General features: G+C 46.3%; 13 protein-coding genes and 1 pseudogene. 11 read left to right on the forward strand and 3 right to left on the reverse strand.

What is annotated here, in order from left to right; all coding sequences use genetic code 11:
* Nucleotides 1-341 (reverse strand): hypothetical protein (locus tag V6C93_RS13220; RefSeq protein WP_333477123.1); only part of this gene is annotated, 341 nt, incomplete at its 3' end.
* 176 nt (nt 342-517) lie between these two features.
* Here V6C93_RS13220 and V6C93_RS13225 point away from each other — a divergent pair.
* The 4 genes from V6C93_RS13225 to V6C93_RS13240 all read left to right on the forward strand — a co-directional run bounded on the left by V6C93_RS13225 (nt 518) and on the right by V6C93_RS13240 (nt 4515).
* Nucleotides 518-2284, forward strand: coding sequence for a S8 family peptidase (locus V6C93_RS13225; RefSeq protein WP_333477124.1), 1767 nt, complete (start codon nt 518-520; stop codon nt 2282-2284).
* Nucleotides 2281-2505 carry a hypothetical protein gene (locus tag V6C93_RS13230; RefSeq protein WP_333477125.1) on the forward strand — a complete coding sequence of 75 codons (225 nt, stop codon included), beginning with the start codon at nt 2281-2283 and terminating at the stop codon, nt 2503-2505. Before V6C93_RS13225 ends, V6C93_RS13230 begins: the two co-directional genes overlap by 4 nt.
* A 237-nt stretch (nt 2506-2742) precedes the next feature.
* Entirely contained in the window at nt 2743-3306 is a 564-nt protein-coding gene (locus V6C93_RS13235; RefSeq protein WP_333477126.1) for a hypothetical protein, read from the forward strand.
* Between the two features lie 651 nt (nt 3307-3957).
* Complete coding sequence (locus V6C93_RS13240) at nt 3958-4515, forward strand: hypothetical protein (RefSeq protein ID WP_333477127.1); 558 nt, start codon at nt 3958-3960, stop codon at nt 4513-4515.
* Between the two features lie 81 nt (nt 4516-4596).
* Here the strand turns inward: V6C93_RS13240 and V6C93_RS13245 are convergent, their stop codons facing one another.
* Nucleotides 4597-5919, reverse strand: coding sequence for a glycosyltransferase (locus V6C93_RS13245; protein WP_333477128.1), 1323 nt, complete (start codon nt 5917-5919; stop codon nt 4597-4599).
* 443 nt (nt 5920-6362) lie between these two features.
* On the opposite strand from V6C93_RS13245, the gene V6C93_RS13250 reads away from it, so the two are divergent.
* The 7 genes and pseudogenes from V6C93_RS13250 (at nt 6363) to V6C93_RS13280 (ending at nt 15339) form a co-directional block, all read left to right on the forward strand.
* Nucleotides 6363-7349, forward strand: coding sequence for an RICIN domain-containing protein (locus V6C93_RS13250; RefSeq protein WP_333477129.1), 987 nt, complete (start codon nt 6363-6365; stop codon nt 7347-7349).
* Between the two features lie 175 nt (nt 7350-7524).
* Complete coding sequence (locus tag V6C93_RS13255; RefSeq protein ID WP_333477130.1) at nt 7525-9117, forward strand: polyprenyl synthetase family protein; 1593 nt, start codon at nt 7525-7527, stop codon at nt 9115-9117.
* A 104-nt stretch (nt 9118-9221) separates the two neighbouring features.
* Nucleotides 9222-10718, forward strand: a complete 1497-nt coding sequence (locus tag V6C93_RS13260) for a hypothetical protein (RefSeq protein ID WP_333477131.1) — start codon at nt 9222-9224, stop codon at nt 10716-10718.
* Nucleotides 10715-11782 (forward strand): hypothetical protein, encoded by a 1068-nt coding sequence (locus V6C93_RS13265; RefSeq protein ID WP_333477132.1) that lies wholly within the window; start codon nt 10715-10717, stop codon nt 11780-11782. Before V6C93_RS13260 ends, V6C93_RS13265 begins: the two co-directional genes overlap by 4 nt.
* A 209-nt stretch (nt 11783-11991) precedes the next feature.
* Nucleotides 11992-12174 carry a hypothetical protein gene (locus V6C93_RS13270; RefSeq protein ID WP_333477154.1) on the forward strand — a complete coding sequence of 61 codons (183 nt, stop codon included), beginning with the start codon at nt 11992-11994 and terminating at the stop codon, nt 12172-12174.
* Nucleotides 12138-12470 (forward strand): annotated as a pseudogene (locus V6C93_RS13275) (CHAT domain-containing protein); the annotation flags it as partial. The gene V6C93_RS13270 and the pseudogene V6C93_RS13275, both read left to right, overlap by 37 nt.
* A 376-nt stretch (nt 12471-12846) precedes the next feature.
* Nucleotides 12847-15339 (forward strand): CHAT domain-containing protein, encoded by a 2493-nt coding sequence (locus V6C93_RS13280; RefSeq protein ID WP_333477133.1) that lies wholly within the window; start codon nt 12847-12849, stop codon nt 15337-15339.
* A 110-nt stretch (nt 15340-15449) separates the two neighbouring features.
* Here V6C93_RS13280 and V6C93_RS13285 read toward each other — a convergent pair whose 3' ends face one another.
* A complete protein-coding gene (locus V6C93_RS13285) occupies nt 15450-16169 on the reverse strand; it encodes a hypothetical protein (RefSeq protein ID WP_333477134.1) in 720 nt (239 codons plus the stop codon).
* Nucleotides 16170-16306: the final 137 nt, after the last annotated feature.

Genomic DNA, 16306 nt, shown 5'->3' on the forward strand with positions numbered 1-16306 from the left:
ATTGAGGCAGCAGGTTCTGGAAAGAGAAATTCAAGAGCGATCGCACGACCTGTACTAGGCGGTGTTTCTAAATCAGCAGTCTGATTATCTACCAGCAAGTGAATTGCTTGTACATCTTGCAGGGAGAACGTTTCTAACTCAACAGGTTCTTGACGTGTGGGTTTTCCCCAAGTTAAATCACTACCTTTTTGACCCAGTACTGCATAAATATCGTACTTTGCCCGCTCAAACTGAGATGCCCAGTGACGATAGGCTTCGACTTTTTGGTATTCGTTCCAACCTGACCAAGCCAGCCAGATAAATACAGCAAGTAAAGGTAACCAGAGTAAACCGCGTTCCATCTTGGGCTATTTTTTCCACCCTGTAGCAACAGTAATTACACTTATCTTTAGCCTACCCTTGATTGGCACTTTCGCTTCTAGCTAATCAGCGTTAAACATAATGCAACATCAGCTCCCACAAGGAGGCACATGAGCTATGGTAGTGGTTAAACTGGCGCGACAGCGGACGGGTTGCCATGAGAAAGTTTTTGATAGCGTGTTTGTTTATATTGGGGCTGCTTTTTGCCCCATTTAACTTTAAGGGGTTGGCGAATCAGGGAAAGTTTGAGTCGATTGTGCTGGACTTTCGGGAAGATGTCCCAGCGGCTGAGATTGAGGCGAAAGTGAATTTGCTTACTGGACAGTATGGACTTGAACCCCACCTGAATAGTGAATTTTCAGCTCCTGACCATGTGTATATTGCTAGAGGCGATCGCCAAACCATCGCCCAACTGAAAAAGTTAGGCTTCGGTAAGCTCACGGAATTTATTGAACCTAACTATATCTACCAAGCCTTCGACGTGCCCAACGACCCAGATTACGGTCAGCAATGGAACCTGCGGCAAATCAACGTGGAATCGGCGTGGGACGATACGAAGGGGAGTGGTGTCACAGTTGCGGTGATTGACACCGGGATTAGTCCCGTCCCTGATTTGAAAGATACCAAGTTTGTCAGCGGCTACGACTTCGTAAATGATCGCGTCGAGGCATTCGATGACAATGGTCACGGTACCCACGTTGCGGGAACAGTGGCTCAATCCACAAATAACAATTATGGTGTTGCTGGAATTGCTTACGAAGCCAGCCTCATGCCCTTAAAAGTATTGAGTGCTGGTGGTGGCGGTACGGTGGCGGATATCGCAGAATCGATTCGCTTTGCCGCTGACAACGGTGCTCATGTGATTAATATGAGTTTGGGTGGCGGCGGTGAGAGCCAGTTGATGAAAGAAGCGATCGACTACGCTCACCAAAAAGGAGTTGTGATCATCGCAGCAGCTGGTAATTCTAATGATAATTCAGCTTCTTACCCTGCCCGCTATCCTCATGTTATCGGCGTTTCCGCGCTGGATTCCGCTGGTACCAAAGCCCCCTACTCCAACTTTGGTGCAGGTGTCGATATCTCCGCACCGGGTGGCAGCGAAGCTGGTCAGATTTTACAAGAGACCATCGACCCGGAAAACGGTGAACCAATTTTCGCAGGCTTCCAGGGAACCAGTATGGCGTCTCCCCACGTTGCCGGTGTGGCGGCGTTAATCAAAGCGGCGGGTATCCAAGAACCGGATGAAATTGCAGATGTCTTGACCAAATCGGCACGAGTCATCCAGCAAGACCCCTTGAATCACTTTGGTGCCGGTCATCTGGATGCCGGGGCTGCTGTTAAGTTGGCTCTGAGAGGACAAATCACCTTCAAGGACTTCTTCCGCTGGTTACGGGATAACGGTTATCTCAATCCTCGTTTCTGGATTGATGGCGGAACCGTGATGTTACTGCCAAAAATTGCAATGGTGCTGGGTTCTTATCTGCTGGCCTGGTTCCTGCGCAATTACTTACCCTTCTGGAGTATGTCACTCGCCACTGGGTTAGTTGCAGGTAGTTCTGGAGTATTTTTCCTGCGTGGTCTTTATATCTTTGACCTACCACAATGGCCGTTCCGAGTGATGGGAAGTTCCATTCCCGAACTAGGTAGCGCTATCCAGGGGAGTACGATGCTCAACCCAATTTTTGCCAGCGTGCTCATTCCATTTATTTTGGTCGCGTTGCTACTCGGTCATCAACAATGGAAGTGGGTGGCTATTGGGTCTGCCCTCGGTGTCGCCAGTTGTTTGGCGGTCAGTGCAGTGATGTCACCCAGCCTCTTGTGGCTCGGTAGCGGCATTATTGCTCGCATCTTCCTCGTTGCCAATGCTCTCCTATGCTTTGGACTTGCCTATCTAGCCTCGAAAGGAGAAATGCAAAGGGCATGAGTATTAGTGTAAAAGGTGTTATCGAACGCAAAGGACTAGGGCCAGGGACTTGGGCACTGGTTACAGATTCTGGGGAAACTTATGAACTTAAGGATGCCCCGGCTGAATTAAAGAAATCTGACCTTAAAGTCAAGGTTGAAGGACAGGTACGAGATGACGTGATGACCTTCGCCATGATTGGCCCGGTTCTGGAAGTCAAGTCCTTTAAGGTGCTGGATTAGTTAGTAGTTATTGCTACTCACGAAACACGCTATTTGCGACTCGCGACTGTTAAAACTCGCCTACTCAGCAGCTGTTGGGTGGGCGGGTTTTTTCTAGGACTTTTGGTGATGGATGCGGCTTTGGGCTTTATTTGGGCTTGAAATCTGTCTAAGTTCCGACGTGGTCTTGCATTTGCAAGCGGTGCTGCACTATTCTCAAATCTTGCACAGTTTGAGAGTTTTGCTAGGGCTTTATTGATGGAAAATCAATTGTTTGAACGCCAAGCCCAGCTAGATCAATGGCTGCACCGCCTGGTGGAAATCCTGCGAAGCCAAGGAGGTTCCACCTGGGAAGTTCTGGTGCAAACCGTTTCGGGAAAAACGGCTGCGCTCGACCTTGATGGAATTAGGTTGCGACTGCGGGCGTCGGGAGGAGAACAACTGCAAATCGAGAGCGAATATCCGGTAGCGCTGGAGTCAGTAAATTTTCGCAGCAAAGCCGAAACTCTCCAAGACGTGATTGCTGGCAGGTTGACTTTAGATGCAGCAGTGGTGGCTGACCACATTTACCTGAGCGGGACTTTAGAAGATTTGCTGGCTATACACCAAGTAGTAATGGAAATCTTAGCCGACAGTGCCCTTAACCCGCAGTTGCGACATCTGTGGACAGAATTCGATCAATTGTGGTTGCGTCGTTCTTCTCCACCACCTTACCTTTCTCTGGAACATCAAAAACCTTCCTACGGCGAGTTGATTCGCCAGGTGCCAGAAGATGTGCTTGCCATTGATGTTTACTCACCAGAAACAGACGCTACAGAGTAGGGCGATCATTTTTCCATCTTAAACATGACTTACGCAACCCCAGCTCCCCAAGTTTGGGGGGAAAGGCTTGTATCCCATTTCTTTGGTCAGTCTAAGTTTGAGGGATGAATCTGTGCTATATCCTATGTTGTCACTAGACACTAGACCTGTTTTGAAAGTCTCCTTTCATCCTGGAGTGTGAGCGTACCGCTCATGAACGTCTCTTGCAAAAGTCAATTTTTGCCCCCCCAGCCCCCCAATTTTGGGGGGAGCAGGAGCTTCAAAGTCCCCCAGAATTGGGGGATTTAGGGGGCATTCCAAGATTTACGCAAGAGGTCTACTAGACCGCTTGCAGAAGTAGGGATAAGGAAACGACACATTTCTCTTTTCCCCTTCATCCTTCCCCTATCGCTAGGAGATTTATGACTATGTGCAAAAGGTCTACCATTGATTTCAAGGAATATTAATTAATAAGGCTTATATATGATTTATTTTTATCGGTTTTATTGCTTTTATCTATTGACAAGATCTTATATAAGTATGCAAAATTGAAACGTTAAAATAATTTTAATCATCAAAAGCAAAAATTGACTTGTCTTAGCTGAGGGGACAGGTACAAAATTTCGGTTAAGCTTAGCATGAAAACGAGAGCACAAGGCAAACAGAAAAAATATGACAGGGCAGAAAGCTTCCTCTCAAGGTTCATCAATCGCATCTGATTCTGTAACTATTGTTAACATAAATGCCACAAGCAAAGATCCAGTTGTTAAGTTCTTCAAAGCAGGAACTTATGAAGTAAGCGTAATCGGAACATCCGAAGGGGGAGGCTATGATGCTTGGAGTCGTTGGTCAGAAGAGTTTGGCCCTCTATGGTTAAACGCATATACCATAGACTCCCCGCAATTTGAAAAAATTAATATTGGCAAGAATGATCAAATCTATAACGACAAAACAGAGGCGCTTGCAGCCGCTAAAACTAGAGGCTCTGTTACTTTTACCCTGAACTCAGATGGGGAAGTTAATTTTTCCCTTGAGGATGATAATTATACAGACAATCGTGACGGTATGTCACTAGCGGTAAAAAAGAAGGATCAACGCAAAGATGACGAACAACCCACACCAAAACCCTCAGAGATCGCACCACCCACAGCAGGAGTATCATTTATTATTCTTGTGATAGTTACACTTTTTTCAATTGTAGTTTGGGTCTTGGCTAACTTGATTAAATAACTACCCTGCTATATCCAAGTAGGATAAAATATCCGCTGCTGTAGAGACGCAATATCCTGCGTCTCTAATTGTTCAAGAGTGTTATGAAAGAGGACTTGAGCTATCAACTGCGGGTTTAAACTCTTGGTGGCTTACTTCAAAATACGCTTCGATCGCATCGCTTGCGGAGGCAGCACCATTTTCCGCCTGTACCAAACGACCGACTTCTGCTGCTTTAACCGCATAACTAGGGTCAAACAGCAGCTGTTTAAGTTCGGCACTCATCACGTCAGCGGTACAATGCTGGCGTGCGATCGTCCGCGCTACTCCCAACCTCACCAAACGGGCGGCGTTATCTGGCTGATCGTAGGCGCAGGGAACCACTAGCATGGGACGGCCTGAACGCAGCGCCTGGGCCGTTGTTCCTATACCAGCATGATGGACGATCGCAGCTGCACGAGGAAAAATTGCTGAGTGGGCGACGTAGTTAACTGCGATCGCTCCTTCTGGTAGCTCGTCGGGGGCAATTTCATCTGCTGCCTTTCCCATCAGCAAGACTGCTCTGTAGCCTAAGCGCTGGGCGGCTATCGCCCCGTCTAAATAAAAGTTCCCTGGCATCCACACCACTAAAGAGCCTAAAGTGAACACGAGCGGCGGCGCTCCCGCTTGCAAAAACTTCTCCAGTTCAGGAGACAAACTTTGACGCTCCTGGAGGTTGTATAAAGGAAACCCAGTAATGCGAGTTTGGGGTGGCCAGTCGGGTTGAGGAGTTGCTAAAAGCTGGGAGAACAAACCTAGCACCAGTTTGGGTGAATACTGACCTTCAAAAAAAGGATCGCCTGAAGGTGGTAAACCAAGTTCAGCCCGCAGTTGTCGCACTGGGGCGCTCCAAAAGCGTGCCTGCCACCGGAAAGCTCGATATATAGCATCGTTGGCAAGCAGCATCATGGCGCGATCGCTAGCTTCAGTCCCTAGGCGCGCAAGGTTAGGAGAATCATAAGCAGACCTAAACGACCCAGGTGAGAGGACGCCAGAGACTCTGGGAGTCCCAGTTTTTTCAGCTGCCACAGAAGCAGCAAAAGCCAAGTGGTGCGTCAGCACCAAATCAGCATCCCCTACCACGTCCACCAAGTCATCGTAGGTTGCCCGCAAGTGAGGCGCGATTAGATAGCTGATACCGTAGTCAATAGCCTGCCCACAAGAGGAGAGCAACCCGATAAACTCCCCCTCTTCTTCTATGTTGATTGACCCTGACGGTCTGATGGCACAAAACTCAATTCCAACGGATTCGATGATCTGGCGAAATATCTCGCCAGCAGCAATGACGGCACGATGTCCCCTTCTGTGCAACTCAAGAGCGATCGCTATGTAGGGATATACATCCCCAAGAGAGCCAAAGGTAGCGATCGCAACATATTTGCTCATTATCCAAGCCGTTTTGGAAACTCGATAAAATATCACTTTATATTATATTTTTTTATTTTTTATTATTGAAATAAAAATTTTATTTTAACTGCCTTTCCCTACTTTTACTAGCAGTTATTTCCGATATAATTTTTAGGTATGTCTATTTTCAGATAAATATACATAAAAATTGAATTTTCTACAAAATAGATGATTAAAGGGGACTTATCCTGGCACAGAGGAAGTCCCTTTGGCTAAAAGCGAATTTGTAAAGTTAAGTAATGCAAGGATGTGCGAATCATTAGCCTCAACAACTTAGCCTCATGCATATTCTTTTGGTGGGAAGGGAGTATTTGTAGTTGCTTGACAAAATACATAAAATTATTCTTGACTTACAAAAAATAATATGCTAAGGATTAATTGTCAAAAAGTTAAAAAACTTAATGATGCAAGGAGAAAAACAGATGGCAGATAATACCGTTAAAAACGGCTCTAAGAGTGGCTACTTTCTGATAAAAAGCAAGCTCAATGGCTTAGTTCTGGATGTGGCAGGAAACAACGCAGAAGCTAAAACTCATTTGGTTGTTTACCCAGTCAAGGGGACTAATGGTGAGCCGAATCAGCAATGGAAGATTACTGAAGATGGGTTTATAGAAAGTAGACTAAATGGTTTCGTGGTGGATATTCCACAAAGCAGAACAGAGCCTTTTACCCCGGTTATTACTTATCCGGTAAACGGTAGTAATGGAACGCCAAATCAGCAATGGACAATTACTGAAGATGGGTTGATAAAAAGTAAGCTAAATGGCTTGGTGCTAGATGTGCTAGGGAGCAGTACAGAGCCGTTGACCCCCGTTGTTACGTACCCAGTAAACGGTGATAATGGTACAGCAAACCAGCAATGGGAACTTGTTCCCGTTCCGGAAGAATCCTCGCCAGCATCAGTGTCGTTTTTGACACTAGGGCCAAGAGGTTCCTTTATTGATGCACAAGAATTTGCCATCCAACCAAAAACGCCTCAGTCGAGAATTAAAAGCGTGCGTATTAAGTCTGGTTGGGCTATCGACAATATTCAAGTGCAATATGAAGATATAGCCAAGAATCCGCCTGAAACATACGAGTCAATAGCAGCTGGTGCTTCCGGTGGTCAAGCTGATGAATTCAGCATAGAAGCGGGAGACTATATCACAAAAATCGTACTAACCTGGGGTAAAGAAGGCCCCGAATATCCAGAGCAGGACATTATCTCCTTACAGTTTCAAACGTATAAGGGAGATAAATCACAGATATTTGGTGGCTCTAGTAGCCAAAAGGAAGCGGCAACTTTTTCTCTTGAAGCATTTCCAAATCACGAAATAATCGGGTTTTTCGGTGCCCATGCCCTTAATCCTGTTAGTAATACTGATGTGTTAGTTCGCCTGGGTGCTTATATCAGACCTGTCGCTTCATAAACAAGACGCGATCGTAACCTAGTCAAAATTTCGGTGTGGTGGGGACTGAAAGAATTGGTGAGAAAAAATAGAGATAATCTTGTCGATAAGCCCCACCTAAAAATCTGCTCGACAGGAGAAAAAACTGACTCGATTAATTTATAATGATTGTTATTGTGAATATAAGGAAAAATTAATGCTTGCAATTTTTCTACTAATGTTGTACTTTTGCTTTTATGCTTGGTTAATCTACGGCCATAAACAGAAAGTAGGAATTCAACTCCAAGAAGATTCACATAAAAAAAATTTTATTAAAATTACCACGGCAACACCAAAGGAACAACAGAAAAATAAACCCGTACTCGCAGTAGAAGTCAATCTAGGCAACAGTATTAAAAACAACTTTACAAACGAGCAGCAGTTCCCTCTGCCTGCTTATAGACCAGATTTTGAAGAGAATGCCAATAAGAAGATAAACACAGAGGAATACGCGGAAAATTCCTCGACAGCGCTGCCCACGTTTGCTCAACACCTTACAAACGTGCCATTAGCAGCTGAAAGGGGAGTGGCGAACACGCATCCACACCACTACGCGATCGCCTCAGCAGTTAACATCGCTACCAATGGATCGAGTGAAGCTCTCGTAGAAAACTATAAAGTTGAGGAAGTCACAAACACTGCCGAAGAGCAGTTAATGTATGACAAAAACATTATCAATCAAGCAGTACACCAATCCCGGTTAGCAGTGAGCGAAGCAATCAAAGAATTTGTTGCAACTAAAAGTGATATTAAAGGGGCTTATAAACCATTATATGAATTGTTAACTGATTACCCCTTCCGTCTCGGCAAAATGCTACGACCAACTCTGTGTATTAGTGTTGCCAGAGCAATAGGAGGTAAGGGACACGATGCCTTGACATCAGCAGCAGCTCTTGAACTTTATCACAATGCCTTTCTAATTCACGACGATATCGAAGACGGTTCCGAATCTCGACGGGGTAAGGGAACTTTGCACCAAATGATTGGAATTCCCCGCGCTATTAATGTAGGAGATGCCACCAACGTCTTGGCTGTAGGTTTATTGTTAGAGAATATGTCAGTTATTGGAGTTTCCAAAGCTCTCAATGTTTTACATGAAATCGAGTTTATGGCGCAGCAATCTGTCGAAGGACAGGCAATGGAATTAGATTGGGTGGCTACCAATGCTTCCCACCTAACTGACCAAGATTATTTTAAAATGTGCGTCAAAAAAACCTGTTGGTATTCGTTTATTACTCCCTGCCGAATTGGTTTGATCGTCGGACATCCATCAGCAAGTAATAAGGAACTGGTTAACCATTTGGCAGGTATATCTCGATTTGGTATGATATTAGGAATTGCCTTTCAAATCCAAGACGATTTATTGAATTTACAAGGTCAACTCAAAGATTATGGAAAAGAGATTGACGGTGATATTTACGAAGGAAAACGCACCTTAATGCTGAATCATGTTTTGTCACATAGTGGCAAAGCATCTGAGAATATATTGAAAATTCTTGCCTTACCTCGCGATAAAAAAACACCAGAGGATGTCGCTTTTATTAGGGAACAAATGGAGCTTTGCGGCAGCATCGAACACGGCTGGAAAGTTGCGCGATCGCTTGCCAACAAAGCAGCAGAAATTTTTGATAGCCTAGATTTTCTTCAGCCAGAAACTCCGCTACGCTCAGAAGAAAAATGGGGATGTCCCGTCCACGATCATCGATTTATCAAAGAAATAATCAACTACGTGATTTACAGAAATGCGTAAGCCTGCATCAGTAGGAAAAGAGCTAGAAAAATTAAATGAGTGAAAGGCCAGAAATTATCAAAAGCTTTATATATAAAAATATAAAAGTTTATCCAGGTTCAATCTTGGTTCTACATTTAGTAATTGATAGCTGGATAGCTGAAAATTTATTATTCCGTCCTACATTAGATGATTGGTTAGTAGATAACGGTCAAGTTATCTCTATATCTAGTAGTATTTCTCCCTCTTATCTTTATGTAGTTCAGGGAAGCCAATTCAGCCAAAAAATTACAATTTCAATTCCTTCTATACTGCAAATAGGACAGAAAGTTAAAAGTTGGTTACGCTTTCCAGCAATTCAGGAAGAAGCTATTCCTATCCAACTGGAAATTGTATTGCCAGAGACCGAAAAAAATCAAAATCAGGTTGTCGAAGTTTCCTTGCCAGTTACTTTGCCTTTCCCTTCTCGTGACGGAAACTTGTTCTCGAATGCCCTAGACCAATCAACAGCCGGAATGTTTGGTTTGATATCAGGTTTGATAGACCTAGATAAAATACCATCTCGCTGGCTAGTAGCTGAACTTTTAGCCAGTTTAAGTAAGAAAGGGGAGGAATACGTCCAAACTGAACCAGGCACACAGTTACTCAATCAAATTAAATCAACTAGCTTCTTTCAAAATGGAGTTATCGCTTTGGCCTCCGCACAAATTCCCACCTGGATAAGCGATAGCATCAAAAGTGAGAATACAATTTTAGGGGGTCAGAGTTTGCTAGCTATTTGGGAAAAATGGCTGTTAAACTTGGTTCCCGCTGATCAAGAAACTCTAGAGAAAAAAAGAGAAACTTCAGTTCCGGGTTTTTTAGCAGAAAAATTCGTTGCCAAACTAGGAGGCTCTGCCGATCGCTGGTTCGCTGGCATCCTCTTGGGACTGGCGCAGATATCCCCAGTCATTGCTAAAAAATTGCAAGATATCGCCTCAAAAGAAGCAACGTTAGATAGCGATGCGTGGCAACGCATCCCGCTTAGCGATCGCGCTACCGAGGCAACTAAAAGTTTGCTTGCTGTACTACCCGGTTTAGATACACTTCCGGCTCGTTGGCTAGTTATAGAATTGTTGCTCCTCCTATGCCAAGAAGGTGACAAATACGGTCGCACCGAAGCTGGTAGAGAATTACTGACTCAGTTGAGTAGCACCCGTTTCTATCAGAATGGGGTACTCGCTTTTGCCGCAGCAGAAGCCCCCCGTTGGTTAGTTATCACTCAGGAAGCCGCCTCTGCTTATCAGAATTTTGTTGGTGGTGACAAGAACCAAGGTGGTTTGCTAACCCTTGCCTCACAGTGGTTGTGGAGTTTAGGTGCAACAGACTTGAATGAAGGCCAGCCTAATAGTGACATTTCCGTATCGGCTGAGGCGGTAGACGCGCTCAAAGCATCTCTGGGAATGGATGCAGAACGCTGGTTTAGTTACCTTGTTCTGGGACTGGCGTTGGTATTGCCAAGAATTGCCACCACCTGGGATGCGATCGCCTCAAGCATTGGTGTATCCTCTATCCTCCCAACGCCGTTCCGGCAGACAATAGTCAACGATGTTTTCTGCGAGGCAGGTTCGCTACAGCGATGATCATTGACGAACAACTGCTAGCCCGTATTGAAGCCCTACGCATTCCCTTGGATGACCCCGCCTCCCCCATTGACTGGAAAGATTGGTATCACTTCATTCTCCTGGATAGACAAGGAAAAGTGCGGATACTGGTCAACATAAACTTGATGGGCAGACCAGGGCACGGTGAGATTCAAGTAAGCTTCCTGGTAAACTTAGCCAGCACTCACCTGCTGCCAGAGGAGCAGGTGGATATGCCTATGGCGACATTAGGCACTACTTGCAACTTGGAATGGCAATCCGATATGGTGCGTCGAAACCCCTTTCGTATCGAGGGAAACGGCGTCTTGCTGGAACTCGATGGCAAGCACTCGATACTGCAAGTCCAAGACGAAAGGGCGCAGTTATCCATTCGTTGCCAAGGAGAGGCGCAAGCCATGCCTTTGTTAGTAAGCGAGGATTCGCCTTTTGGCAGTGGTTTCATCGGTTGGGGTTTGGTGCCCGGTTTACAAGTAATGGGAGAGTTATCTGTCGGCGAACAGAACTTCAGTATTGATCGCGATTGGTTTGTCTATCACGATCACAACTTTGGTCGTTTTCGTTGGGGTGAAGATATTGCTTGGGAATGGTTTGTCGCTTTTGCCACCTGTGATGACGGCAGGCAAATTACTCTGGTTTTAGACCAACGTACCAACAAAGACCATTCTATCAAGTACTTACCCTATATTTTTGTATATGTGGATAATCAGATACACAAAATTTTCCTCGGCTCTACTTTAGCTATTCATTGGGATTGGTCGTCCTCTCCAGTCATGCCTGTGCGTCTGCCTGGAATTATGGCTTCCCTGTTTGCCGATCGCACCTTAAAAGTCCCTTCTAGCTTGAAGGTAGAAGCCGCCGATGAACGCGATCGATTGTTAGTCAACGTCAACTTTGAAACAACGATGGAGCTAGTCGTGCCTGATAATCAAGACCGTCAATACAGTTTTATTGAAGAAGTTACAGGCAGTGTTGAAGTTAGCCTTTTTCTCCACGGAGAAACTCTGCGAGCAAAAGGATTTATTTATGGAGAATATGTGCTTTGACCGATTTAGCTTCATCCGCAATTCATCTCAACGCTGTACTCGCAAGAGTCAGCATTGAGATGAATTGCGTTCAGTCCCCTTGTTCAGAGCGTGATAATCTGGCTACACTTGTAGTGGTCATTGACCCACCTAGATGATTGGATACAGACAGGTTAATCCGAAGTGGGGACAGTTCCACTCAGTAATTGACCGATTGTGGGCAACTAACCGTGAGTGTCAGCCGAGAAAAGAACCGAGACAACGCCAAAAAGACGACCAGACCAATGCTGGAAGATGAAGTACTTGCATCTCAACTAGAAGCGTTACTCACACCAGCCATCACCGCACAAGACAACTACTATCGTCAACTGGGGTTAATGGCCTTCTCACCGCTGAAGAAATCCTTGATTTAAAATTGAATGCTGAATTAGTCGTTTTGAGTGCGTGTGACACCGGACGCGATCGCACTACCGGAGATGGCGTTATTGGACTGTCTCGCGCCTGAATTAATGCGGGTGTACCCAGTGTGATTGTATCCCTTTAGGCAGTGCCAGATGCCCCGACAGCCTCTTTGATGACCAATTTTGCTCAAAATCTGCAACAATACCCCGACAAAGCTCAAGCCTTATATCAAGCTATGCTAAGCACCCGAAAACAATACTCCATGCCCAAAGACTCGGCATTCACGCTGATTGGGGAAGCCGAGTAGACGACTTGACAAAGTACACTCAGACAGCTTCCTCTTTGCGTCCTACAATGGTGAACGAGGTGTTAGGCGAAAAACCCATAACCGTTTTCAGTTTAATCCCTCAGTTCTTACCTCCCGCTTTCTCAAAAAAAAATCCCCGACTCAAACCGGTGAGCCAGGGAATGTCAATCAGGGTGCATCTACCATTCCACTCTTCCGAGATGGGCAGTAGTCATCCGGAAAAATTGGAAAAGTTGCTCCCTAATCCTCAAAGTCTCAAATGGCTGTTGTTTGTCAGGAAACCCCAACTTAAAGGTGGGAAACTTTCAGACAATTGAAGGTATCTAACATATAGATAGGGGTATTGCATCCTCAAGCCTTTTCATGATTCAGCTAAATGTCCTCGAAATTAAGCAGGATTGACCAAGTAGCAGTGGCACAGGAATTTCACATCTCTGTGACTCCCTTAGGAGAAGACGAGTATTTGGTGCGAATTGAACGCGTCGCCCCAGGAGTCCCATTGGCAGAAGAACAAGTGCGTTGGCCGATGGAGAACTGGTTAGCTCAGGCGCGTCAATTGATGAATGACCCGCTCTTGGGATTGTTGCAGGGGGGTGGGGCGTTTACTGAAGATGTCTTTTTCTTGTCGGAATGGGATGAACCCGCTAATCCATCCACGCGAAACCTGGTAGAGCTAGGTCATGAACTGTACAATGCTCTGTTTCAAGGAAGCCTGAGAGATAGCTGGATGATGGCACAAGCGATCGCTCAAAATCAACGCCAGGTTTTACGGTTGCGCTTGGGACTCAAAGGTACACGCTTACCTCGCTTACCTTGGGAAGTGATGCACGCTGGCGATCGCCCCCTGGCTACAGGTATCGATGTCGCCTTCTCCCGCTACCAGTTGGGGCCAGGAGTTTGGAACCCTAGGCAGACATTTCCCTCTTCACCGAATCAACCCCTGAAAATTCTCATGGTGATTTCCGGTCCGAGTGACCAGGAAATGTTAGAACTGGCGCAAGAGGCCAGCCACCTACAAGAAGAACTTCAGAGGCGTACTCCCAATGGTCCCCCCGCAATTCAACTGACTGTTCTGGAACAGCCAGGACGCGAACAGCTCACTCAAGCCCTAGAACAAGGCCATTATCAAGTTTTCCATTACGCGGGTCACAGTAACCTAGGTGATTCCGGTGGGGATGTCTACCTAGTCAGTAACAGAACAGGTCTCACAGAAACTCTAAACGGTGATGACTTAGCGGGATTACTGGTGAATAATGGCGTCCAGCTAGCCGTCTTTAACTCCTGTCGCGGTGCCTATACAGCCGCATCCAATGTCCTGGAAAATGGAAAAGAGCGGAATCTGGCAGAAGCCGTGGTGAAGCGGGGGATTCCCGGTGTTTTGGCAATGGCTGAGCGCATTCCTGATGAAGTCGCACTGACCCTAACGCGACTGCTGTACCGTAACCTGAATCAAGGTTATCCCATCGATCTGAGCCTCAGTCGGGCGCGGCAGGGATTGATTTCTGCTTACGGCTCAAACCAGTTGTATTGGGCTCTGCCTGTTCTTTATCTCCATCCCGAGTTCGATGGTTTCCTACCGAATGACAATCCAGAGAAACGGGAAGGGTTGTTTTTCATCCCTGAACCGCCGGATACGTCCTTACTTCCTAAAGCGGATGATGTAATTTTCACACGTTCTGCAAGACCTCCCCTTCCTTCAGAGGATGAGGAGGAGTTAGACGGATTTCCTAGGGACTTAGACTCTGACGAGCCAGACGCGGATGACCCCGCTGCCTTTATTAGGGGCTTACTCAGTCAGATGGATCCATTGCCACCGAACCCTGAAGTGGCGTCGCCAAATGTTGACGCAGAGAATGGTTCAAGAGAGCGGTCCCAGGCCGCTAGCTGGGAATTACCAGCCCATTCCTCTGAGGCAACACCTTCTTCGAGGAAGGAATCAGCAACCAGTTCATCGCCTGGGAGAACAGAGACATCAGCTACCCAAGCTTTGGCTTCTGCCAATACCACCCAAGTGGTTGAGCGCCCAAAGGCAACAGGTATCCAGATCTGGTGGCAAAAGTTACAGGCTGTCCCTCGGTTGTGGATGATTTTAGGGGCAACTGGAGCTTTAGCGATCGCTCTGTTGGGTTTTTGGGTGTTCCAAAGCCGTAATCCGCAAATCGGAGGGATACAGCCAACCCCCTCTCCAACTCAACCCTTAACCGATAAAACGGGCGATGCAACAAAAGCTGATACCTCTAAGGTTACAGCTATGGCGATCGAACAACTTAGTCAGGGAAACATTGCTCAAGGACAAAACAACGTAGAGGAATTGCTGAACCGGGAAGCCTTACAATCAGCCGATGCCGCCTTAGCTGTTGTGCCCAAATCGCGACTGGATGACCCAGCTGTCAGTTTCTTAAGAGGCCGCTTGGCATGGCAGTCTATCAAAAAGGGGAGCAAGGATTACGATTTGAGCGATGCCCGACGTTATTGGGAAACCGCGCGGAAAGGGCAGCCGAAATCGGTAAAATACCTCACCGCACTAGGATTCGCCTACTACGCTGAAGGCAATTATGCTCGTGCCAATAATGCTTGGTTTGAGGCACTGCAAGCGCTCAAAGAATCACAAGCTGGGGCAACTCTAGCAAAAGATAATCCCCAGGGAGAAACGCTGACTATCTATGCTGGGTTTGCCCTAGGATTGCGGCAAGAGGCTCAAAAGCAGCCAGCGGATAAGCGGGCAAGTCTGTTGAGTAAATCGCTGAATATGCGCCAATACGTCATGAGCAATGACCCGGTTAACTTTAATCCCGACGCCCTGAGCAAAAACTGGTTGTGGACAGAGAAAACGATTCAAGAATGGCGATCGCTTTTAGGAGCAAAGTAAGCAGTGGTTCAAGGGTTGAACGTTGGAGGCAGAAGGTTGTACTCCTAGCTTTTTGGCAATCGACCAACGTCCTAACCTGTTAACGTTCCAGGCCTATTCGGACTTATAACTTATTTATGGTGCATCAGCGACGAAAGCGAGTGTCGCTTGCGTAAATCCATCATGTCAGCAAGGCTCTCTTTTCCCCCATCGAGAGGATGGCTCTGTTCGGGGGGCAACACAGTTATCTGAGCCAGGTGCCTATTAGTTGTTGTTATTGGCTGGTTGAGAGCCTGCACGTTTGATTGTGAACTAACGGGCTGTGGCGTCCTAGGAATAGAGCCGCTTTTTGTCGGTGGCGTTCGCCGTTTTCTGCGGATTGCTCCTGTGGGTTTTAGCCGCTTTGAATTTTGTTCACTCTGAGCGGAGTATTTCAGAATTTGAGTCAGCAATAAGGAACCTCCTGCACATCCCAAAGCAATTGCAGCAAACAGCGACAGGGGTAAATCTTGTTTCGGCGCGGATTCCTCAAGGCTCGTAAAAGGGACTTGTTCTGGCGTAGATTCCTTCTGAGTCGTAAGAGGAGTTGGCGCTGGCGTAGATGATTTCCAGATTTTGAGGGTGTGAGGTTTTGCTGTAACCTTCTCAAAGGTCGTGAGAGAGGGTAATCGTCGAGACCCCCCATCCTCCATTGGCCCTGCGTTGACAAGACCCAAAGTAGCTACTCCACCCAGCAAGACTAGTACTAGCCACAGTCCACCGCAAAAGACAAACGGATGTTTGTAGAGTAACAGTTTGAAAGACTGTAAGCGGTGTTGTAGTTCAGAAGGATTATTAGATGAGTTGAGCATTGACGCCCTTAACAGTCAGGATAATCTTTGAGAGGCGTTCAGTGGCACTCTAATCATAGATTGACTGAACATTCCTAAAATAATAATGCCAAAAAGCAAATTTCCTTTTTCGCCTTGAAAGTGGAACAACTTTGTGA

Origin of the sequence: Allocoleopsis sp., assembly GCF_036703385.1 — a bacterium.
Classification (GTDB): Bacteria; Cyanobacteriota; Cyanobacteriia; order Cyanobacteriales; family Coleofasciculaceae; genus Allocoleopsis.